The sequence below is a fragment of the Thermosynechococcus sp. genome (genome assembly GCF_046299635.1).
In the GTDB taxonomy this organism is placed as follows: domain Bacteria; phylum Cyanobacteriota; class Cyanobacteriia; order Thermosynechococcales; family Thermosynechococcaceae; genus Thermosynechococcus.
In genome coordinates this window covers 88,756-109,706 of sequence record NZ_JBKBHV010000007.1, presented here as the reverse complement: position 1 = coordinate 109,706, position 20,951 = coordinate 88,756, and the positions used below count along the sequence as shown (strand labels likewise).

Sequence of the window (20,951 nt, the reverse complement as noted above, 5' to 3'; positions counted from 1 at the left end):
CTAATAAAGGCTGGGTAATGAATGACTAGCTCCGCAAGAATTAAGCGCTCCGCTTTTGCCCCCTTGAGACCCACCGCTTATCGGTCTCAGTTTCACAAAGAGTTGGTATAAGCTGCGAAACCTAGGCCACATGCTCTACTCGAATCCAAGGGGCATGGGGATTGAGAAATCCCGTTACGCTGAGTCGCTGACCATGTCTGCACATTTGCAGGAGATCGTTCACGGTGGGGTGGAGCGTCACTAACGGCCAAGACTGTTCAGCGGTGCGCAGTTGATAGCTCTGTTCGCCCAACTTCACAAATTCGCCCGTGACGGTCTGCATTTCTGAGGTTATGGACATCGGTGTCGGTTGGGCGATCGCCACCGTCCAAGGCAATGCAAGCGGGGCATCGAATGTCTCTAGAGTTTGGAGTTGCCAAGCTTCCCATTCCGAATGTTGCGGCGGCAGGTTAAAGAAGGGAAAAACGGCTTGGTAGCACTCCTGAATCAAGGACTTCAGGTCGAGGTTGCCCACCAGTTGCTGGAGAGATTTCCCGTGGCGAATGGCCGTAGCCGCCAACCACCCTGCCCCCTGCCCGATGCCCATCACCACAGGTTGCAAGCGGGTCGCACCATTGGCAATGTGGCTTACGGAGATGTTTTTTTCGGCAACTAAAAAGCCCTCCACCTCTTGGGGAATCAAGGCCGTATAGGGAATCACAAAGGGCGTCCCTGTCCACCGACCGCCCCAGCGGATGGACTTCGGCATTAAGGGGAGTGCCATGCCCGGATAGTGGTGATCGTTCGGATAGTTGCCGATGGCAATCCCCGTGTAGTGACCTTGGGAATCCCGCGGTGGCGGAGCAGCGGGGAGAATATCCTGCTCTCGAATCGTGGTGAGGCCGATCAGGCGGCGACTTTCGCGGTAGTAGGGATGGAGGGCATAAGCGCCACCCCCTATCCGGTTGGGAAAACGGGGAAAGGTATCCGCCGCCAGACCATAGCGGCGGCCAAAGTGGCGTTGGATGTAGCAGGCAAAATCCTGCGCATGCCAGCGGGCTTCTTGGCAAAAGGCCTGACGTTCTTGAGGCGAGCCGACTAGCCGCTCCAGACCCACCCCATAGTCATTCCCCTGCTGCGGCCAATTGAGCATGAAGCGATTCCCCGGCAGCCGCCCATAGTTGAGAAAGTGCAGCGGATCGTAGCCGGCCCAAGCACCGTTAAACTTGTCCTCATCCCAAAGGGGGGAAGGGGAAATCTCCGGGGCTGTTGCGCCTTCCCCATAGTCCTGTAACACGACAATCCAGGTGGGAGCTTGCACAGGGTAGGTGCGAGTGAGGGGGGTGGGGGCAGAAGGGGCGGAGGGTTCTTGGGTGTCTGACTGCCACTCCCATCCCCAGCGATGGGGAATGTCTCCAAGGGCAAGGAGATCCCCTAGCTCCGTGGCGTCAACGGTGATTTGGGCATGGACGGTGAGGGCGCCAAATTCCACCCCAAAGACGCGATCGCCCCGGCGCAATACCGCTTGGGGAACTTCACCCACTATCCACGTCAGGTTAGGGGTTGCCTTGACCCACTCGGCAAAGAGATCGGCGGCCACCTTTGGCTCAAAGGTAAAGAAACTCACCCAGGCATGATCTAACCCTCCCGGCTGTCTGCGGGCGATCGCCCGCAGAAACTTGCCCCACAGGCCGGTTTGCCATGCCATCAGTTCATTACCATCGGGGGCAGCCACTCCCGCACTTGTCAGCATGCCGCCGAGCCAAGGGGTTTCACTGACCAGTACCGTTTGGGCACCCAGCCGTGCCGCCGTTAAGGCCGCCGCTACTCCCCCTGTACCCCCACCAACGACCAGTACCTCGGTCTGGAGTGTCTGCCTCACTGCTGCGGTTCCTTTGGATCTGTAATCAGCCCCCAGCGATCGGGGGGCCAAAAGCGAATCGCCGCACGACCAATAATGTAATTGCGCGGTACCACCCCCCAGCAGCGACCATCAAAGCTGTTATTGCGGTTATCCCCCAAAACCAAGTAACTGTTGGCGGGAATGACTTGGGGTTGAGCCAAATAGGGTTGCATGCCGGCACAGGTATCCACGGAGGTAAACGTTGTACGGGCAAGATAGGGTTCGGGCAGGGGCTGATTGTTGACATAAACCCGCCCTTGACGCAGCTCGACGCGATCGCCCGGCAAGCCCACCACCCGTTTGATAAAGGCATCGCGGAAGCCCGCCTGCTGAAGGGTTGGAGTTGGATTAAACACAATAATGTCGCCGCGCTGGGGCGGATGAAAGTAATAGCTAATCTTCTCAATAATCAGGCGATCGTTAATCAGCAGGGTCTCTTCCATCGAGCCAGTGGGAATGTAACGCGCCTCTGCCACAAATGTACGGATGCCAAAGGCAAGGACGGCCGCCAATCCCAAGGTTTTGGTCATTTCCAGCCACCAGGGTTCTGTGGCCTTTGTGGTCTTGGCTGCAATAGATTCAGGAGTAGAAGCATTCGTGGGTGGCACTTTGCCATCGGACATAGGAAGGAATCTCGCAAACACGCAAAAATTGTAGCCATGCACTCCACGATCCTACAGTGATGTGAGGCTAGCGGTTATTGTTTGATCTTAGAGTGCTTTGGAAGGCATTCTGTCCCACGGGGATGAGCTAGGGCATTACTCAGAGGGATCGCAGGATCTGCTCAATCATGTACTGAGCTTGGGCAGCATAACTACCGCCAAAAAGATTGAAGTGATTGAGTATGTGGTACAAGTTGTAGATCATTTTCCTTTGCCCATAGCCAGCAGGGAGGGGATAGGTGGCATTGTAGCCCTCATAAAAGGCCGCAGGAAAGCCGCCAAAAAGTTGGCTCATGGCTAAGTCCACCTCGCGATCGCCATAGTAACTGGCGGGGTCAAAGATGACCGGTTCCCCCCTGCGGCAAAAGGCGACATTTCCCGACCAGAGATCGCCGTGAACTAGGGTAGGGGCGGGCGCATGGTTCAGGAGTTCTGGAATCGCTGCCAGTAGCTTTTCGGCCTTGGGAAAGTCTCCCCCCCGACGGCGAGCGAGATTAAACTGATAGCGCAGGCGAGCATCGCGGAAAAACTCCCCCCAGTTGTCTGACCAAGGGTTGAGTTGGGGGGTGGCACCAATGGTGTTGTTTTCTAGCCAGCCGTAGCGATCGCCGGTGCCCTTGAGGTGCAGCTGCGCCAGCCTGACCCCCATCTGCCACCAATCCCCCGAACCGGTGAGGGGCAAGTATTCCAAGATTAAAAAACTCGCGTCCTCCACCACCCCCCACAGTAGGGGAAGGGGAACGCGAATGGCTTGGACTTGGGCGATCGCCCGCAAAGCATTGGCTTCAGCAGCAAACATCGCTTGCCGTTCCGGGCGATTAAATTTGATAAAAAGCGTTTGCTGCGGGTGTTGCCACACATAGGTGGTGTTAATACTGCCGCCCCCTACTGAAAGGGCTTGACCATCATGGAGCCGCTGACCTGTCGCTGCGGCAAATTGATCCCACAACTGTTGCCAGCGACCCACACCCTCAATCCTTAGTCATCGTAAATGCGGCACTCAGCAGCATCAGGGTTGTCATCACAGTACTGCTGAAAGGAGGTTTTGTGATCCTGCTGCTCAGCGCGTTGGTGGGCAGCTTCTGCTTGCAGTTCCTCGAGGGCGTCCCAAGCGGCGGCGCATTGTCCAGAGGTTGCCCCTTCGGTATCACAGATTTGGTGGGCTTCCTCGCGAGCTTGTTCAATTTGTTTCTCAAGATTACTCATAGAACCTTTATTGAATCACCGTATTCAGTTTACAGCCCTTTTCTGGAGTATGAAGACGAGAGAAGAGATTGAGTGCTCTTCTACCTTAGCTTTCAGAGTGCTGAGCACGTACTATCTATGGGAAAAGGGCTATATGCAATCTGCCCAAGGGCAGGAATGCCGTTACTCCACTCTAGCAATGAATGCCCTGAACTGCCAGTTGGCGAAGGTGCATCCCCGCCCCTAACCCCTAGAGGGTACTGTCGGCAACTGTTGCTTCACTAACTAGACTGGGGGCGGATTGGGTTAGTTGGGCATAGAGGGGCAGATGGTGCTGAGCCACAACAGGAAGGGCGGCATGGACATGGCTGGCGATCGCCGTCGTGGTCACATCATAGGTTTGGGTCGCCAGTTTGGGATACACCCCCACGGCAATAATCGGCACCAGGAGGGACAGGGCAATGAAGGTTTCGCGGGGCTTGATGTCCAAGAGTAATTTGTCAAACATCTCGCCTGCTTGTTTGCCCGTAAAGACACGGCGCACCATCGAAAGCAGATAGACGGGCGTGATAATCACCCCTACCGCTGCAAGGAAAATCACCCCCATTTTGAACGTTGTGGAGTAGGCATCACTGTTGGTCAAGCCCAAAAAGACGGTGAGTTCACCGACAAAGCCACTCATACCGGGGAGAGCCAGTGAGGCCATGGAGCCAGCAGTAAAGAGGGCAAAGGTTTTCGGCATGGATTGGGCAATGCCGCTCATTTTCTCCATGGCCAAGGTGTGGGTGCGATCGTAGGTCACCCCGGCCAAGAAGAAGAGCACAGCCGCAATCAAACCGTGGGAGAGCATTTGCAGCATCGCCCCATTGAGACCAATGCCATTGAGGGCACCAATGCCCAACAGGACAAAGCCCATGTGAGAAATTGAGGAATAGGCCAGCCGCCGCTTCAGGTTTTCTTGACCAAAGGCGGTCAGGGCACCATAGACGATATTCACAACCCCCAGGGCAATGAGAACAGGGGCAAAGTAGATGTGGGCATCGGGGAGCATTTGCAGGTTGAAGCGAATCAGGCCATAGCCCCCCATTTTCAACAGCACGCCCGCCAACACCATGGAGACGGGGGCAGAGGCTTCACCATGGGCATCGGGCAACCACGTGTGCAGTGGGAACATGGGCAGCTTTACCCCAAAGGCAATCAGGAACCCACCATAGGCGAGGAGTTCGAGCGCCAAGGGATAGTCCTTGAGACCCAAGGCCGCCATGTTGAGGGTAATCTCACCGCCATAGAAGGCCATGGCTAGGCCGGCAATGAGGATAAAGAGGGAACCAACGGCAGTGTAGAGAATGAATTTGGTTGCAGCGTATTGCCGTTTGGCACCACCCCAGATGGAGATCAGCAGATAGACGGGTACCAGTTCCAATTCCCAAATGAGGAAGAAAAGGATGAGGTCTTGAGCCGCAAAGACGCCAATTTGGGCACTATAGAGCGCCAACATCAGGAAATAAAACAAACGCGGCTTCTGCTTCACTTGCCAAGCCGCAAAGATTGCCACTGTATTGACCAGACCCGTCAGCAAAATTAGGGGGACGGCAAGGCCATCAACCGCCAGTGACCAGTTCAGGCCGATTTGCGGCAGCCAAGGCACGGTTTCCACCATCTGGATCTGGGCGGATTGAGCATCGTAGTGCTGCCAGAAAACCATTGCCGAAAGACCAAATTCGAGGAGTGCGATCGCTAGAGCATACCAGCGGACTGTCTTCCCCTCGCGGTCGGGCAACACGGGAATGAAAAAGGCTGCCACTAAAGGCAGCAGTGTCAGTACAGTCAGCCAAGGAAATTGGACATTCATCAGACAACCCCCCAAGGGACGAGTCCAGTAATCTGTTCAAGTATCTGAATAAGAATATATACCTATTTGCTAAATGTTGCAAATTGTTAAGCATTTTTCTAAATTATAAGTTTTATCACATTGATATTGGCAAAAATCTATTCAACAGAAAGCTAACATTGATCTAGATAAAGTTAAGATGGGGCTTAACGTGCTTAAGAATCCCATCGGGTTCCTCGCCGTTGGCTACGGCGGTACAGTTCTATTGCAAAAAACTGAGGCCTAAAGGCAAGACAGAATGTTAAAGTCTGTTCTAAATACCAAGGTGTCTGCGGGTTGGGCGTCATGATTTTCTTGGAAGCAAGCGTTTTTGTTACTATCCTCGTCGGGTTTCTAGCAACGATCGTCAAGAAAAATCTGCTGATGAAGATTGTGACGATGGATGTGATGAGTACTGGGGTGGTAGCTCTGTTTGTAGTGATTGCTACCCACAGTGGCCTTGTCACGCCCATCGCCCGTAGGAGCACCTTTGGGGTGGCCTATGCGGATCCAGTGCCTCAAGCTGTGATTTTGACGGCCATTGTGATTGGTCTTTCGATTCAAACACTGATGCTGCTGGCGGCAATGAAGCTGGCACGGGATAACCCGACGTTGGAAACACCCGAAATTGACCAAAAGTATCTGTAGGAAGTGGCAATGACGGGGCTGGCGATCGCTTGGATTTTGTTGCCCTTTGTGGCCGGCTTAACGCTTTATTTGCTGCCCCCTTTGGCGCGGGGTCTGACGCTGGCGATCGCCCTTGTTTCCCTCGGTGTCGGCCTCGGCATCACCCTCTACCAAGTCCACACTGCCTTTATCCTCCTCGATAGCTTTGGCATTGCCCTGGGCATTGACCCCCTCAGCGGCTACTTTATCGTCACCAATGCCCTTGTGACGGTGGCGGCATTACTCCATACGTGGCAGGCAGGCTACAAGGCGTTCTTCTATGTTCTGCTGTGTTTGCTCCACGGCTGTGCCAACACCGTCTTTATTGCAGCGGATTTCCTCAGTCTCTACATCAATATTGAGGTGCTGGGGATTGTAGTGTTTCTTCTCATTGCCTACCCGCGGAGCGATCGCCCCCTCTGGATTGGCCTGCGCTACCTGATGGTGAGCAACGTGGCCATGCTCTTTTATTTAACGGGGGTGGCTCTCCTCTATCAGACCAACCATACCTTTGCCTTTAGTACCCTGATGCAAGCGCCGCCGGAGGCTGTCGCTCTGATTTTGATGGCATTGTTGGCCAAGGGCGCCATTTTCGTCAGTGGGCTTTGGCTGCCCCAAACCAATGTCGTTGCTGCTCCTATTGTGGCCGCTCTCTTAGCCGGCATTGTGGAAAACGCTGGGGTTTTTAGTCTGGCTCGCCTCAGTCTCCTGTATAGCGACATTGCCGATATGGTGCAGCTTTTTGCCCTCGCCTCGATTTTCTTGGGAGCGGTGTTTGCCTTGGTAGCCGAGGATGTCCGACGCCTGCTCAGCTTCAGTACCTTGGGTCAAATGGGATGAATGATTATTGCTCCTCCGGCGGCGGGTCTGTATGCCCTTGTGCACGGCTTGGCAAAGGCCAGTCTTTTTTTGAGTGTGGGGGAACTGCGCCACCCTCGTTTTAGTGAATTACGCCAAGAGGGTCTGCCGCGTCCGCTGGCGATCGCCCTTGTTATTGCCGGTTATGGCATTGTCGGTGTCCCCTTTCTGGGGGGATTTGCCGCGAAGGCGTTGACCCTGAGTTACCTTGATCCGTGGCAGCAGGGACTGCTCTACGCCGCCAGCTTTTTGAGCGCCACGATTTACAGCAAATTTCTCTTTTTGCCCCGCTATCCTAGCCAGACTCTGCCGTCCGTGGGCTATAGGGCTGCCACGATGGTGCTCTTGGGGGGGCTATTTCTGGCCAATGCGGGCTACCTAGAAGCCTACAGGAGTGGCATGGCTTTGTTGCGCGCCCTCTTGCCACCCTTGGTAGGATGTAGTCTGGTAGCCTTGGGGGTCTCTCGTTGGGAATCCCCTTGGCGAGGCGCCTGGGAACGCTTAGAGCATCTTCTAGGGGTGATGTTATTCCTCTTACTTGGCTTGGTGGGGTTGACCCTATGAACTATTTGAACTTTGCCCTGCGCCTGACAATTTGGCTGCTCCTGACGGCAGACTTCGGTCTGGTCAATGTCGCGATTGGAATTCTTGTTTCGCTCCTATTACCCCAAGGGCGGGGGGATGGGGCAACCCTAGGGCAATGGCTGAGTACCTTGGGGAAAGTGGCGATGGCGGTTCTCCGTGCCTATATTGAAGCCGTTGAAATGATGGTGCGTCCTCATCGCCATGAAGCAATTGTCCGTCAACCCGTTGATCCCACCCGTGCCCCCGGTCTGATTTTTCTGGATATTTTTACGATCACCTTTACGCCCAAGACGATCGTGCTGCACTACGACGAGGAGGGCTGGTTTGAAGTGCATCAACTGGTGGAACGGAGACCCGAAAAATGACAGCCTTTTTAGTCATCATGCTGCTGATTCTGGGCATTCCCCTCTATGCGGCTTGGAAGGGGGAGCACATCTGGTCGAAGATGTTGGCCTTTGCCAGTATTGCAACGAAGGCAGCGATTATGATTTTGCTGGTGTCGGTGCAGCGGGATGATTGGATGATTGGCATTGTAGGCGTCATCATTCTCAGTGTCGGCAATGGTGCCCTGATGCTCCTTGCGCAGATTTTGCGGCGACTACGGGATGTGGCCAATCTTTAGGGAGGGGGCACGTGATTGTGCTGTGGCTGAGTTATGCCTGTATTAGTTTTGGCCTCTTTCTTTGGCTGTGGGGAACATGGCCGCTGGTGGGTCGGCGATCGCCCCTCTATAAACTGCATTTTTTGTCAGTCTCTGATACCTTGGGTTCGATGGCGATCATGATCGGGGTGTTACTGCGCATTCCTCGCGAATGGCCTCTTCTGGTCTTGGCATTGATCTCCCTCGCCCTCTGGAACACCATTCTGGGTTATGTTTTGGCCTACTGCTCCCAAGGGGAGGACGCTGATGGATAGCTGGATCATTGCTGTAACCGCACTCCTACCCCTAACCGCTCTCATGCTGGTGTTTCAGGACAATCCCTACCATGCCCTTGTGATTCGGGGCATTATTGGTGCCGTGGCGGCGCTCCTCTATGCCATTTTGGGCGCTGCTGATGTGGCCTTGACCGAAGCCCTAGTGGGAACGATGCTCTCAATTATGCTCTATGCTGTTGCAGTGCGCTCTTCCCTAGTGCTGCGATTGGGCATCTTAGCTTCGGCACTGTCCACCGATAGCTTGGATCATTTACTAGAAACCATTCGTGCAGCCGTTGCTCCCTATCATTTGCGTGTTGAATTAATTAATTATTTATCCCACCTTTGACCAACTCAAAATTGCGCTGCGCGATCGCGAGATCCATGCCCTATGCGCTGAAGAAACCACTCAATTATTAACGATGACCCGTGTACCGCGCCTCTACACCATCCTCAAAGCCCACCTTACCAGCCTCACAGAACTGGTGTATTACCCTTTGCCCGGCGAAGAGGAGTCAGCGGCATGATTTGGCTCTATGGCATTGCGGCAGGGCTGCTGCTGGTGAAAATGCTGCTGATCCCTACCCTACCGGCGGTACCGACGATTCCTATTGTCGAAACCCTTGTTCACCAGGGTGGCATCCCCAATGCCGTGACTGCCGTGATTTTGCGCAATCGCTTGTACGACACGATTTTTGAAGTGGTAGTCTTCACCCTTGCCATCATGGGCGCACAGTATCTGCTCAGCAATGAAAAACCCCTTGGCCATGTTAGCCGCTTCAAGGATCAGCCTTCGATTGTTTTGGCCAGATTTGGCGCTACCATTTGCTCCTTGGTGTGCATTGAGTTAGCCTTGCGGGGGCACCTGAGTCCGGGGGGCGGATTTGCTGCCGGGGTTGCCGGTGGGACGGCGATCGGTCTTGTGGCCATTACCTCAGCTCCAGAGTGGCTAGAGAGCATTTATCGGCGCTTCCATGCCGCCACATGGGAAAAAATCTCCGTGATTGTTTTCATTCTCTGCGGCGCAAGTCTGTTGATGGGAGTGGCACTGCCTGCGGGTCGGTTTGGCACGCTCCTCAGTGGTGGCTGGATCCCTTGGCTGAATATCCTTATTGCCCTGAAAGTGGCCTTGGGGTCGTGGGCAGCAGTGCTGACGTTTATTCGCTATCGCGGCCTGCTCTAATCCAATAGTACAAGTTCACTACACTGAGTCGTGAGGAAGTGCTGCGGATGCTGGCGACCGAAGAGCTGAAGCGGATGTAGTTTTATCAGGAGGTTTATGCCGAGCCGAGACACGAGAAAAAAGATGACCTGTAGCGCCTGATCAGATGATCAGAAAGGTACTCTAACTTCAGTAAATCCACCATATAGGGAATGTTTAGCTCCGCCAGTTCACACCGCAGGCCTAGATATTCATCAAAGTTCATGTCAGGAGCGGCGATCGCCAGATCAATATCAAACCCCCGCTGCACATCGCCCCTTGCGCGCGAACCAAAGAGTACTACCTTTCCTTTCTTACCGTTGGATGGCGGTGAATCACCGCCAGAATTATTTCAAGGGTTTTCTTCCGCATCCTCAGCTTCTAACCCGCAGCAGTTCAGCAAAATGCGGATAAAACTCCATTGTAATCCTCATTAAAACAAGTTCCGCCAAGTCCTCATCATAGGTGTGGCTAGTCAAGCTTCTCGTTGCCAGCATCTCTAGCCATCGCTCTCCCTGATCAATCAACCCGTATTTAACTGCCGCACGAATGGCATCCCGTGAACCACAAATCTCAAGAATTCCTTGATACAGCAAATAGTTCCTGAGCAGGTTCTACCCCAGTTCAAACGTGTACTCAAATCCTTGAATCACTCCTTGCTTTTCTGTATTGCTCAAGGGGCGAGTACGGCACAGTTCCACCCCTTCCCGAAGCCTCTGAAACGCTTTTTTGTAACTCTTGAGTCGCCACTGCCAGCGTTCCATGATCTATCCTTCCCTGAATGGTTGATGACTTCTTGTCGCCAACCCCTGCTGCAATGTCAGGATCACTTTCTTCATCTCCCCTTGCAAAAGGGCAGGCACGTTTAACCAGAGGCCGGTGAATTCTTGGCTGCGCAGAATGCCCTCGCGATCGGGCTGTTGCTGAACGTAGCTCCCCTGCTCTAGGTGATACCAATAGAAGGCCTGTTCTGAGACTGCCCACACCAGGTATTCCTTAACGCCAAAACGGCAATAGAGGTCTTTTTTATCGTGCAGGTCGTAGGCAGCACTACTGGAGGCAATTTCAATCACGAGTTCTGGGGCCCCTTCAATGTAGTCATCGGCACTAATGCGTGACTGACCCCCCGCCGATTCCGCAAGGCGCAAGAGAATATCGGGCTGTACTTCATTTCTGTCATCGAGTCTAACTGTGGCATTATCAGCCATTAACAGGTGGGGAATAGCGATGCAATAATTCCCTGCCCAAACCATCATTTGACTATGGGGAAGACCATGCAGGCGATAGCGAACCGGCGAGGCCACAAATACGACTCCGTTGATCAGTTCAGCTTTTTTGAGATGAGGAGACTGATGGTAACGGTGTTCAAATTCCTCGCGACTGAGGCGATCGCCACTTTCAAGGGGAATAGCATTGACTAATTGAATCATTTTGTCACCTCCAAGGGCACTGTGGATGGTAATTACCGCCTCCAAGATTTGCTAAACCGTTGCTAACCCCTCTTGTAATGTCAGGATCACTTTCTTCATCTCCCCTTGCAAAAGGGCAGGCACGTTTAACCAGAGGCCGGTGAATTCTTGGCTGCGCAGAATGCCCTCACAATCGGGCTGTTGCTGAACGTAGCTTCCCTGCTCTAGGTGATACCAATAGAAGGCCTGTTCTGAGACCACCCACACCAGATATTCCTTGACACCAAAACGACAATAGAGGTCTTTCTTGTCGTGGAGATCGTAGGCGGCACTGCTAGAGGCGATTTCAATCACTAACTCTGGTGCCCCTTCGATGTAGTCATCAGTACTAATGTGTGATTGCCCCCCCGCCGATTCCTCAAGGCGTAATAGCACATCGGGTTGGACTTCATTTTGGTTATCAAGCCGTACTGTGGCGTTATCGCAGACCATGAAGCCCTCAAACTCAATGCTGTAGTGAAAGAGCCAGCCGAGAATGTGGCTGTGGGGCTGGGCATGGTGTCTCACCCGAATCGGTGAAGCCACAAACACGACTCCATTAATCAGTTCAGCTTTCTTAATGTGGGGAGAGCGCACATAGCGGTATTCAAATTCCTCGCGGGTTAAATGGTCGCCACTTTCAAGGGTGAGAGGATGAGCCATCATGTTTACAACCGTCTGCCAGAGCACCCAGCACCTTTATTCTAGGCATTGGCGAAACGGTAAATGGATTAAGCAGCAGGCAATCCCAACACTTCACCTGTACCTGCAACGACAGTGCCAATCGGCCAGCTATCAATTCCCCACGCAGCAAAGCAGTCCTGAGCCGCTGCAACCGCCGATGCCGGTAGAACCACGGTGTAACCGATGCCCATGTTGAAGGTGTTAAAGAGTTCGCCTAAGCTGACGTTTCCCATTTCGCCAAGCCAGTGGAACAGAGGGGGGATAGGCCAAGCCTGAGGGTCAAGTTCTACCGATCGCCCTTCCCCCAAGCAGCGGGGCAAATTTTCGGGCAACCCCCCGCCGGTAATGTGGGCCATGGCGTGGATGGGAATCCCCTGAGCTAAAGCAGCACGAATGGGTTGGACATAGAGGCGCGTCGGTTCTAGGCACAGCTCCCCTAGGGAAGTGGTGCCCAAGGGAGTATCCTGCCAACTGAGCTGGCGATCGCTGACAATTTTGCGCACCAAACTAAAGCCGTTACTGTGCAGGCCTGAACTGGCCAATCCCAAGACCACATCCCCCACCTGCACCTGCGTGCCATCCAGCACCTGATCCTGCTCAACCACGCCCACACAGAACCCCGCGAGGTCATAGACGCCTTCAGGGTAAAACCCCGGCATTTCTGCCGTTTCTCCCCCCAAGAGGGCACAACCTGCTGCTTCACACCCTTGGGCAATACCGGCAACCACGGCGGTCATAATCTCCGCCGCCAGACGCCCACAGGCAATATAGTCCAAGAAAAAGAGTGGCTCCGCCCCACAGGTGAGGACATCGTTGACACACATGGCCACCAGATCAATGCCAACCGTATCGTGGCGGTTGAGGGCCTGGGCGATTTTCAGTTTTGTGCCCACGCCATCGGTTCCCGACACCAAAAGCGGCTGCCGATAGCCCTTGGGAATTTGACAGAGTCCAGCAAAGCCCCCCAGTCGTCCCACCACTTCCGGTCGTTGCGTGCGCTGCACCAAGGGGCGAATCTGCTCGACAAAGGCGCGGCCCGCGGCCACATCCACACCGGCACTGCGATAGTCCATCAGCGCTGCTCCTGGAGTTGGGGATAATTCGCCTTGAGATACTCCAGCAGGCCTGCACAGGCATCGGTGAGCAGATCCAACACCTTCTCAAACCCCTGACGACCGCCGTAGTAGGGGTCGGGCACTTCCTTTGCGTCGTGTTGACGGCAAAAGTCGCACATCAGCCGCACCTTGTCGCGGTATTTCCCTTCGGGGTCAAGGCGCAAAATATCGTAGTAGTTTTCCCGATCCATCGCCAAGATGAGATCAAATTCTTCAAAGTCGGCGGCATGGAATTGGCGTGCCCGATGGGTCAGGTGCAGTCCCCGTTGCCGTGCCGTCATCACCATACGAGCATCCGGTGGATCGCCAACGTGGAAGTTACTGGTGCCGGCAGAATCACACTGAATCGCCTGCTCTAGGCCGGCCTTTTTGATCAGGTCTTGCATGATTCCTTCAGCGGCAGGGGAGCGACAGATATTCCCAAGACAAACAAACAGAAGACGGATGGGCATAGGGCGTTTCCTAGGGGGCGGGCATCAGCGTACGAATGAGATCAGCGACCTGCTGACTGCTGTTGGGGATGGCCAATTGGCGAGCCTTGGCTGCCATGGCTTGTAATTTTTGCGGCTGTCCTAGCCATTCTAAAATGATCCGTCCGAGGCGATCGCCCGTCAATGCCGATTGCGGAATCATTTCGGCGGCACCCGCCCTCACCAGCACTTCGGCATTCATCGTTTGGTGATCCTCGGCAGCATAGGGATAGGGAATCAACAGTGCCGGCGTTCCTGTGAGGGTCAGTTCTGCCAAGGCACCGGCACCGGCTCGACTGATGGCAATATCTGCGCGCTGTAGTAGCGGCCCCATGGGTTCAAAAAAGGGAAAGACAAGGTAGTGGGGATGCTGAACACTTTGGGCGTCTGGATCATTGTGACCCGTCAGATGCACCACCCAGGCTCCGGCCGCAAGCCAGCGGTGAACCGTTTGCCGCACCAAACGATTGATGGCCACTGCCCCTTGACTCCCCCCCATCACCAGAATCAGGGGCACCTCCTTGGGAATCGGTAACGCCAAGTCGCCGGGGTGGAGAATATCGGGACGCACCGGTGTGCCTGTGACCCGTAGGTTTAGCCGTTTAGATTTGAGGTAGGCCAAACTGGCGGGGGTTCCCAAGGCAACCAGCGTACACCAAGGCGCCAGCCAGCGGGTGACTTTGCCCGGTAGGGCATTGGCTTCATGGAGCAGGGCAACCCGTCCCAAACTGCGGGCTGCGAGAATGGCCGGCGCCGCAATATAGCCCCCGGTGGTAAAGATTCCTTGGAATTGTCCCTGTTTTAACAACCGGCGCGTTTGCCAAAAGGCTCCCCAAAATTGCCAGAAGGGACGCAGCCTTGCCCAAGGGGTTTTGCCCTGAACGCCGCTAAAGTTGAGGGTATGAAGGGGATAGCGGGGCGGAATTAGTTTCTGTTCGAGGCGATCGCGCACCCCCAGCCAATGGATGTCATAGTCGGGCAACGCCTCTGCCACCGCCAGCGCCGGAAAAAGATGCCCCCCGGTGCCACTGGCTGCAATCAGTAGTTTTCCCTGCTTGCCCATTAAACGTTCCAGCCTAAGGTGGTCATGAGCTTATCCACAAAGTCGGTATAGACAATGCCGCTGCGGAATTCCGGTGTGTCCATTACCTGCTGATGGAAGGGAATGGTGGTCGGCACCCCCATAATCGCACATTCTCTGAGGGCACGCTTCATGCGGGCAATGGCGGCGGGGCGATCGCTCCCCCACACCACCAACTTCCCGATCAGGGAATCATAGTAGGGCGGGATTTCATAGTCGGTGTAAACATGGGAGTCCATGCGCACCCCAGGGCCGCCGGGGGGCAAGTAACCGCTAATGCGACCGGGATGGGGACGAAAATTGCGCTCGGGGTCTTCGGCATTGATGCGGCATTCAATGGCATGTCCGCGCAACTGCACCTGCTCTTGGGTCAAGCGGAGGGGTTCCCCTTGGGCAATGCGAATTTGCTCGGCAATTAGATCGAGTCCCGTAATCATTTCGGTGACGGTGTGCTCCACCTGAATACGGGTATTCATCTCCATAAAGTAAAAGTTGCCATGACTGTCGAGGAGAAACTCAACCGTACCGGCACCGACGTAGTTAATGGCCTTGGCGGCAGTGACGGCAGCTTCCCCCATGCGGGCGCGCAGTTCTGGAGTCAAAGCAGGGCTGGGGGCTTCCTCAAGGAGCTTTTGGTGACGCCGCTGCACCGAACAATCCCGCTCGCCGAGGTGAATAACATTGCCATAGCTATCGGCCAGAATCTGAACCTCAATGTGGCGGGGATTTTCGATAAACCGCTCCAGATAAACCCCGGGATTGCCAAAGGCGGCTTCTGCTTCCCCTTGTGCGGCAGTGAGGGCGCGTCCTAGTTCTTCTTCGGAGCGCACCAAGCGCATACCCCGCCCCCCGCCGCCGGCGGTGGCTTTAATCATGAGGGGATAGCCAATTTTGCGGGCGATCGCCCGCGCGGTTTCCTCATCGGGCACCAGACCCTCACTGCCGGGAATCGTCGGCACTCCCACCCGTTGCATCGTCACTTTGGCGGTGGATTTATCCCCCATGGCGCGCATGGCCGCAGGACTGGGTCCGATAAAGGTAATCTTGTGGTCGGCGCAGATTTCGGCAAAGCGGGCATTTTCTGCCAAAAAGCCGTAGCCGGGGTGGATTGCCGAAGCATGGCGGGTCAGGGCAGCGGCAATAATGTTAGGGATATTGAGATAGCTGCGGCTACTGGGAGCTTCACCAATACATACCGCCTCATCGGCCAATTGCACGTGCAGGGCATGGCGATCTACGGTGGAATAGACAGCCACGGTAGCAATGCCCAACTCTTCACAGGTGCGCAGAATCCGCAGCGCAATTTCGCCACGATTGGCAATCAAAATTTTCGTAAAGGCCATGGCCGTCAACGGTAGGGAAGAGATCCCTAATGCTACCATGCCAGCCGAACGCTTCCGAAAAGCAGAACTGCAACTGCATTGGTGCCACTGCCAAAAACAAGTTAGGATCAGCAGGGTTTTGTTTGGGAGAGGGCTATGGCTGCTGTGTCACCCACGATGGCATTAACCGTTACCAAAACCAGCAATTGGACGATTGAGGACAGCGAGCAGCTCTACCGCATTCAGGGCTGGGGGGAACCCTACTTTGGTATTAATGCTGCGGGTCATGTGACCGTCTCTCCCAAGGGCGATCGCGGCGGATCCCTCGATCTTTATGAACTGGTGCAGGCGCTCCAACAGCGCAACATCGGCCTCCCCCTGCTGCTTAGGTTTTCCGATATTCTTGAGGATTGCATCGAACGGCTCAATGCCTGCTTTGCCCGCGCCATTGCCCGCTATGGCTATCAAGGAGCCTACAAGGGGGTCTTTCCCATTAAGTGCAATCAACAACGCCACATCATTGACGCCCTAGTGCGCTTTGGCCAGTCCCATCAGTTTGGCCTTGAGGCAGGGTCAAAACCCGAATTGCTGATTGCCTTGGCAATGCTGAATACACCGGGGGCACTGCTGATTTGTAATGGCTACAAAGACCGCAGCTACATTGAAACGGCAATTCTGGCGCGCCGCCTTGGCCATACACCCATTATTGTCCTTGAGCAGCCTGAAGAAGTTGAGCAGGTGATTGCCGTCAGTAAGACCCTAGGCATTGAGCCGATTGTGGGTGTGCGGGCAAAACTCAGTACCCAAGGGATAGGGCGCTGGGGCACCTCCGCCGGCGATCGCGCCAAGTTTGGTCTCACGGTGCCGGAAATTTTAAGGGCGGTTGAACAACTCCGCGAAGCAGGAATGCTCAATTCCCTGCAACTGTTGCACTTTCACATCGGCTCGCAAATCTCGGCCATTAGCGTCATTAAGGATGCCATTCGCGAGGCGGGGCAAATTTATGGCGAACTGGTGCGCCTTGGCGCCAATATGCAGTACCTCGATGTGGGGGGCGGCCTAGGGGTAGATTACGACGGCTCGAAAACTAACTTCCATGCCTCGAAAAACTACAGCATGCAAAACTACGCCAGTGATGTCGTCGCCGGCATTAAGGATGCCTGTCAACAGCGGGGCATTCCCGATCCCATCTTGATTAGTGAGAGTGGCCGCGCCATTGCCTCCCATCAATCGGTATTGATTTTCAATGTCTTGGGGGTCAGTGAAGTGCCTAAAATTACCCCCGAACCTGCCACCGAGGAAGAGCACCTTATTATCCGCAATCTTTACGAGACCTACCAAAACATTGACGAGAACAACTACCAAGAGGCCTACAACGATGCCCTGCAATTTAAGGGAGAGGCCATTAGTCTGTTTAACTTTGGCTATTTGAGTTTACCAGAGCGGGCGCGGGCGGAAAGTCTCTTTTGGGCCTGCTGTGCCAAGATCCTCCGCATTGCCCGTCAGCAGGAATATGTCCCCGACGATCTCGAAGACCTTGAGAAAATCATGGCCTCGATCTACTACATCAATTTGTCGGTCTTTCAGTCGGTGCCCGACAGCTGGGCCATTGATCAACTGTTTCCGATCATGCCCATTCACCGCCTCGATGAAGAACCTACCGAGCGGGGCATCCTGGCGGATCTCACCTGTGACAGCGACGGCAAAATTGACCGGTTCATTGACCTGCGGGATGTGAAATCGGTCTTGGAACTGCATCCCTTTCGCCCCGGTGAACCCTACTACCTTGGCCTTTTTCTCAACGGTGCCTACCAAGAGATCATGGGCAATCTCCACAATCTCTTTGGGGATACCAATGCCGTCCATATCCGTCTTACCCCTAAAGGCTATGAAATCGAACATGTGGTGCGGGGCGATACAATGCAAGAAGTCCTCGGCTATGTGCAGTACCAAGGCGATGCCCTCCTAGAGAAAATCCGCCGCCGTGCTGAGGCTGCCCTTGCGGAGCAGAAAATTACCCTAGCGGAAGCGCAGCACCTACTGGAAAACTACGAGCGGAGTTTGCGCAGCTACACATATCTATCCTCTTAGGGAAAGCAATGCTGGGAAGATTTCAGTCAAGCCATGTGCGTATTGAGGTGCCCGCCACCGCCGAGCAGGTGCGGGATTATTTGACGCAGCCGGCACAGTTACGGCAGTGGTTGTGGCCTCTTCGGCTTCAGACAACGGGCGATCGCCTGCAAGTGGGGGAGACCTTCACCGGGGAATTCCTAGGGTTAAAACTGGAGCATCGCGTGGAACTGCTCACCGAAGGGCGACTGGTACTGGTGTTGCGGCAGGCCGTTGAGGGCTGGCAGGAATGGTCATGGGGAGACGGCTGGGTGCAGTCCTGTATTGAGGGGGTAACGCCCCTGCCCTTGGAGTTGGGGCAGACGTTTCTCCTATGGCGGCTGAAATCAGCGCTGAATGAAACGGTATCAAACTGAGGGTCGAAGAACGTTGAAGAGATCGCGCCAATTGGGATGGATTTTACTCTTCAGCACCTTGCTTCTCAGCAGTTGTGAGGGTAGCAGGCTACAGAATTTATTCGCCGCCGATCCCAATGCTGATCAATGGGCAGGTAGTTCTCCTACGGCTCCAGCCCCTATAGAATCCTCGGCGACGCTGCCGGAGAATTTGCAGTTTCCCAATGCAACGCTTGTAGCCACTCAGCCGCAAGGGGGGTCACCCCAAACCACAGAAACCCGCTGGCAAGCCCAAGCGCCGGCGATCGCCATTCAGCAGTTCTACAGCCAACAATTTCAACAATCTGGCTGGCAACTGGTGGAGCAGCAGGTGGCAAGGAATGCCATCACCCTGAAGGGGCGCAGTGCTGAACTGGAAGTCAGCGTCACCATCAACACCGTGCCAGAAAATAACCTGACAACCTTCACCGTGGTCTACACCCCCGTCAACCGCACCATTGCCACACCGACGCCCCCCCCTGCCACCCCCCAAACCTTTACGGATCTCGACCAAGCCCCCCCGCCGCTTCAGCCTGCGATTCGCGATTTAGCCGAACTGGGGGTTCTCAGCACCAGCGGCGATCGCCTGCAACCCAATACCCCCATTCGTCGGGGTCAGTTTGTGCGCTGGCTGGTGACCACCTACAACCGCTTTTATGCTGATCGCCCCGCCCGCCAAATCCGCTTGGGTAACCGCAACGACACACCCATTTTCCAAGATGTCTCCCGCGACAATCCCGACTTTCCCTATATTCAAGGCTTGGCGATGGCCGGATTTTTGCCCAGTCCTCTCACCGGGGATGCCAGCACCCTCTTTCGCCCTGATGCGCCCCTCACTCGCGAAACGCTGTTGCAGTGGAAAGTGCCCCTCGATCAACAGGGGCGGCTGAGTCCTAGCACTATTGATCGCATTCAGCAAACATGGGGCTTCAAAGACAGTCAACGGATTGCTCCCTCGGCCATCAATGCCGTAGCTGCTGACTATCTGGCGGGGGATCTCTCGAACATCCGTCGCATTTGGGGAGAAACCCGCTTGCTCCAGCCCCAAAAAACCGTCACCCACGCCGAAGCCGCAGCAGCCCTGTGGTATATCGGCAACGGTACAGAGGGACTTTCAGCAGCAATGGTGAAGCAGGCACCGTCCTCCGCCTCCTAGAACCTTGCTAGATTAGAAATCCGAGTCAATTGTTACGATTTGCTGAACTGATTGCTGCCTATGCCTTGGCCTTTTTCCCGTGGTTATCGTCGTCAAATTGCCCGTCTTGAAATTACGGGGGCGATCGCTGGGGGCACTCGACGTCGTGTCCTCAAAGCCCTGAAAACGATTGAAGAACGGGGCTACCCGGCACTACTGGTGCGCATTGACAGTCCCGGCGGTACCGTGGGGGACTCCCAAGAAATCTACGCCGCCCTCAAGCGCCTGCAGTCGAAAATGAAAATAGTGGCCAGTTTTGGCAATATCTCTGCCTCTGGTGGGGTCTATATCGGCATGGGGGCACATCACATTATGGCCAACCCCGGCACCATTACGGGCAGTATTGGCGTCATTTTGCGGGGAAACAACTTGCAACGGCTCCTCGACAAGGTGGGGGTCTCCTTTAAGGTAATCAAATCTGGCCCCTACAAGGACATTCTGGCCTTCGATCGCGACCTCACCGAGGAAGAGATCCGCATTCTTCAAGACCTGATTGACACCAGCTATCACCAATTTGTGCAAACCGTGGCCGAAGGCCGTCACCTCGATGTGGAAACCGTGCGCAGTTTCGCCGATGGCCGTGTCTTTACGGGGGAGCAGGCTCTTGCCCTAGGACTGGTAGATCGGCTGGGCACCGAAGAGGATGCCCGTCGCTGGCTGGCGGAACTGGCAGGCCTTGACCCCGATAAAACCAAGGTGCAAACCATTGAAGAACCCAAGTCCCCCTTGGCGCGGCTGTTTCCGCGTCAGCAGGAACGCCTCCCTTTCCCGTGGCAAGCGGGTCTCGACTGGTTGGAATTTGAAATGGCCACCAATGGACTTCCCCTCTGGCTCTATCGCCCCTAAGCTGGATACAGTACCCTTGCGGCTGTCTTGATGGAGGAGCAGACTGTGGGCTGGCGCGTCCGAGCAATTCGTGGAGCAACTACCGCCACCGAAAATTCGGTTCCGGCGATCCGTGAGGCGGTTTTGGAACTCCTCGGCGAGATCGAGCGGCGCAATGCCCTTGATTTCTCGGAAGTGATTAGTGTCACTTTCTCCGTCACCCGTGACCTCGATCAGATCTTTCCGGCAGCGATCGCCCGTGAATGTCCCCATTGGCGCAACGTGCCCCTGCTCGATGTCCAGCAAATGCACGTAGAGGGAGGGCTACCCCGCTGTATCCGTTGCTTGATTTACTTCAACACCCCCAACCCCGATCAACCGATTTACCATGCCTACCTGCGCCATGCCCAGAGCCTCCGCCCCGATCTGGCAATGCATAGCGACTACCATCCCCTTGAACTGTCCTCTCATTCCTTAGGTTAA

The 20,951-nt window shown here is 54.9% G+C and carries 23 protein-coding genes and 3 pseudogenes; 13 read left to right on the top strand and 13 right to left on the bottom strand.

Annotated elements, in window-relative coordinates; genetic code table 11:
* Nucleotides 1-121 precede the first annotated feature (121 nt).
* From ACK4IR_RS04905 to ACK4IR_RS04890, 4 genes are all read right to left on the bottom strand, one after another.
* Nucleotides 122-1,861 (bottom strand): FAD-dependent oxidoreductase, encoded by a 1,740-nt coding sequence (locus ACK4IR_RS04905; RefSeq protein WP_409872995.1) that lies wholly within the window; start codon nt 1,859-1,861, stop codon nt 122-124.
* Entirely contained in the window at nt 1,858-2,505 is a 648-nt protein-coding gene (lepB, locus tag ACK4IR_RS04900) for a signal peptidase I (RefSeq protein ID WP_409872994.1), read from the bottom strand. The genes ACK4IR_RS04905 and lepB overlap by 4 nt, the downstream gene beginning before the upstream one ends.
* 139 nt (nt 2,506-2,644) lie before the next feature.
* Nucleotides 2,645-3,511: a fructosamine kinase family protein gene (locus tag ACK4IR_RS04895; RefSeq protein ID WP_409872992.1), complete on the bottom strand. Its 867-nt coding sequence runs from the start codon at nt 3,509-3,511 to the stop codon at nt 2,645-2,647.
* 11 nt (nt 3,512-3,522) lie between these two features.
* Complete coding sequence (locus ACK4IR_RS04890; RefSeq protein WP_298611930.1) at nt 3,523-3,750, bottom strand: Calvin cycle protein CP12; 228 nt, start codon at nt 3,748-3,750, stop codon at nt 3,523-3,525.
* A gap of 97 nt (nt 3,751-3,847) precedes the next feature.
* Here ACK4IR_RS04890 and ACK4IR_RS04885 point away from each other — a divergent pair, with 97 nt between their 5' ends.
* Nucleotides 3,848-3,976, top strand: a complete 129-nt coding sequence (locus ACK4IR_RS04885; RefSeq protein ID WP_409872989.1) for a hypothetical protein — start codon at nt 3,848-3,850, stop codon at nt 3,974-3,976.
* A 3-nt stretch (nt 3,977-3,979) separates the two neighbouring features.
* Here the strand turns inward: ACK4IR_RS04885 and ACK4IR_RS04880 are convergent, their stop codons facing one another.
* Nucleotides 3,980-5,581 carry an NAD(P)H-quinone oxidoreductase subunit 4 gene (locus ACK4IR_RS04880; protein ID WP_409872987.1) on the bottom strand — a complete coding sequence of 534 codons (1,602 nt, stop codon included), beginning with the start codon at nt 5,579-5,581 and terminating at the stop codon, nt 3,980-3,982.
* A gap of 324 nt (nt 5,582-5,905) precedes the next feature.
* On the opposite strand from ACK4IR_RS04880, the gene ACK4IR_RS04875 reads away from it, so the two are divergent.
* The 7 genes and pseudogenes from ACK4IR_RS04875 to ACK4IR_RS04845 all read left to right on the top strand — a co-directional run bounded on the left by ACK4IR_RS04875 (nt 5,906) and on the right by ACK4IR_RS04845 (nt 9,806).
* Entirely contained in the window at nt 5,906-6,247 is a 342-nt protein-coding gene (locus tag ACK4IR_RS04875) for a cation:proton antiporter subunit C (RefSeq protein WP_409873013.1), read from the top strand.
* Nucleotides 6,248-6,256: 9 nt separating this feature from the next.
* Nucleotides 6,257-7,687 (top strand): annotated as a pseudogene (locus ACK4IR_RS04870) (cation:proton antiporter).
* A complete protein-coding gene (locus ACK4IR_RS04865) occupies nt 7,684-8,073 on the top strand; it encodes a Na+/H+ antiporter subunit E (protein ID WP_409872986.1) in 390 nt (129 codons plus the stop codon). The pseudogene ACK4IR_RS04870 and the gene ACK4IR_RS04865 overlap by 4 nt, the downstream one beginning before the upstream one ends.
* Nucleotides 8,070-8,330 carry a hypothetical protein gene (locus ACK4IR_RS04860; protein ID WP_181495024.1) on the top strand — a complete coding sequence of 87 codons (261 nt, stop codon included), beginning with the start codon at nt 8,070-8,072 and terminating at the stop codon, nt 8,328-8,330. Before ACK4IR_RS04865 ends, ACK4IR_RS04860 begins: the two co-directional genes overlap by 4 nt.
* Nucleotides 8,331-8,344: 14 nt before the next feature.
* Nucleotides 8,345-8,623, top strand: a complete 279-nt coding sequence (locus tag ACK4IR_RS04855; protein ID WP_409873011.1) for a monovalent cation/H(+) antiporter subunit G — start codon at nt 8,345-8,347, stop codon at nt 8,621-8,623.
* A complete protein-coding gene (locus tag ACK4IR_RS04850) occupies nt 8,616-8,972 on the top strand; it encodes a hydrogenase subunit MbhD domain-containing protein (RefSeq protein ID WP_409872984.1) in 357 nt (118 codons plus the stop codon). The genes ACK4IR_RS04855 and ACK4IR_RS04850 overlap by 8 nt, the downstream gene beginning before the upstream one ends.
* A 174-nt stretch (nt 8,973-9,146) precedes the next feature.
* Nucleotides 9,147-9,806, top strand: coding sequence for a Na(+)/H(+) antiporter subunit B (locus ACK4IR_RS04845; protein ID WP_409872982.1), 660 nt, complete (start codon nt 9,147-9,149; stop codon nt 9,804-9,806).
* Nucleotides 9,807-9,900: 94 nt separating this feature from the next.
* Here the strand turns inward: ACK4IR_RS04845 and ACK4IR_RS04840 are convergent.
* The 8 genes and pseudogenes from ACK4IR_RS04840 to accC form a co-directional block, all read right to left on the bottom strand.
* A pseudogene (locus ACK4IR_RS04840) lies at nt 9,901-10,131 on the bottom strand (nucleotidyltransferase family protein); the annotation flags it as partial.
* Nucleotides 10,132-10,198: 67 nt separating this feature from the next.
* A pseudogene (locus tag ACK4IR_RS04835) lies at nt 10,199-10,588 on the bottom strand (nucleotidyltransferase substrate binding protein).
* A gap of 3 nt (nt 10,589-10,591) precedes the next feature.
* The gene (locus ACK4IR_RS04830; protein ID WP_409872980.1) at nt 10,592-11,254 is read right to left on the bottom strand and encodes a Uma2 family endonuclease; all 663 of its coding nucleotides are present in this window, start codon (nt 11,252-11,254) and stop codon (nt 10,592-10,594) included.
* A 51-nt stretch (nt 11,255-11,305) separates the two neighbouring features.
* Complete coding sequence (locus ACK4IR_RS04825) at nt 11,306-11,938, bottom strand: Uma2 family endonuclease (RefSeq protein WP_409872979.1); 633 nt, start codon at nt 11,936-11,938, stop codon at nt 11,306-11,308.
* A gap of 65 nt (nt 11,939-12,003) precedes the next feature.
* Nucleotides 12,004-13,029, bottom strand: coding sequence for a phosphoribosylformylglycinamidine cyclo-ligase (purM, locus tag ACK4IR_RS04820; RefSeq protein ID WP_409872977.1), 1,026 nt, complete (start codon nt 13,027-13,029; stop codon nt 12,004-12,006).
* Nucleotides 13,029-13,523, bottom strand: a complete 495-nt coding sequence (locus tag ACK4IR_RS04815) for a low molecular weight protein-tyrosine-phosphatase (protein ID WP_409872975.1) — start codon at nt 13,521-13,523, stop codon at nt 13,029-13,031. The genes purM and ACK4IR_RS04815 overlap by 1 nt, the downstream gene beginning before the upstream one ends.
* A gap of 10 nt (nt 13,524-13,533) precedes the next feature.
* Nucleotides 13,534-14,604, bottom strand: coding sequence for an undecaprenyldiphospho-muramoylpentapeptide beta-N-acetylglucosaminyltransferase (gene murG, locus ACK4IR_RS04810; protein WP_409872973.1), 1,071 nt, complete (start codon nt 14,602-14,604; stop codon nt 13,534-13,536).
* Nucleotides 14,604-15,965, bottom strand: a complete 1,362-nt coding sequence (gene accC / locus ACK4IR_RS04805; protein ID WP_409873010.1) for an acetyl-CoA carboxylase biotin carboxylase subunit — start codon at nt 15,963-15,965, stop codon at nt 14,604-14,606. The genes murG and accC overlap by 1 nt, the downstream gene beginning before the upstream one ends.
* 156 nt (nt 15,966-16,121) lie before the next feature.
* Here accC and speA point away from each other — a divergent pair, with 156 nt between their 5' ends.
* The 5 genes from speA to aroH are packed head-to-tail and all read left to right on the top strand — an operon-like array spanning nt 16,122 to nt 20,951.
* Nucleotides 16,122-18,035: a biosynthetic arginine decarboxylase gene (gene speA / locus ACK4IR_RS04800; RefSeq protein WP_409873008.1), complete on the top strand. Its 1,914-nt coding sequence runs from the start codon at nt 16,122-16,124 to the stop codon at nt 18,033-18,035.
* Between the two features lie 8 nt (nt 18,036-18,043).
* Complete coding sequence (locus ACK4IR_RS04795) at nt 18,044-18,430, top strand: SRPBCC domain-containing protein (RefSeq protein ID WP_409872971.1); 387 nt, start codon at nt 18,044-18,046, stop codon at nt 18,428-18,430.
* 31 nt (nt 18,431-18,461) lie between these two features.
* Complete coding sequence (locus ACK4IR_RS04790) at nt 18,462-19,604, top strand: S-layer homology domain-containing protein (RefSeq protein WP_409872969.1); 1,143 nt, start codon at nt 18,462-18,464, stop codon at nt 19,602-19,604.
* A gap of 60 nt (nt 19,605-19,664) precedes the next feature.
* Nucleotides 19,665-20,489: a signal peptide peptidase SppA gene (gene sppA, locus ACK4IR_RS04785; protein ID WP_409872967.1), complete on the top strand. Its 825-nt coding sequence runs from the start codon at nt 19,665-19,667 to the stop codon at nt 20,487-20,489.
* A gap of 30 nt (nt 20,490-20,519) precedes the next feature.
* Nucleotides 20,520-20,951 carry a chorismate mutase gene (gene aroH / locus ACK4IR_RS04780; RefSeq protein ID WP_409872965.1) on the top strand — a complete coding sequence of 144 codons (432 nt, stop codon included), beginning with the start codon at nt 20,520-20,522 and terminating at the stop codon, nt 20,949-20,951.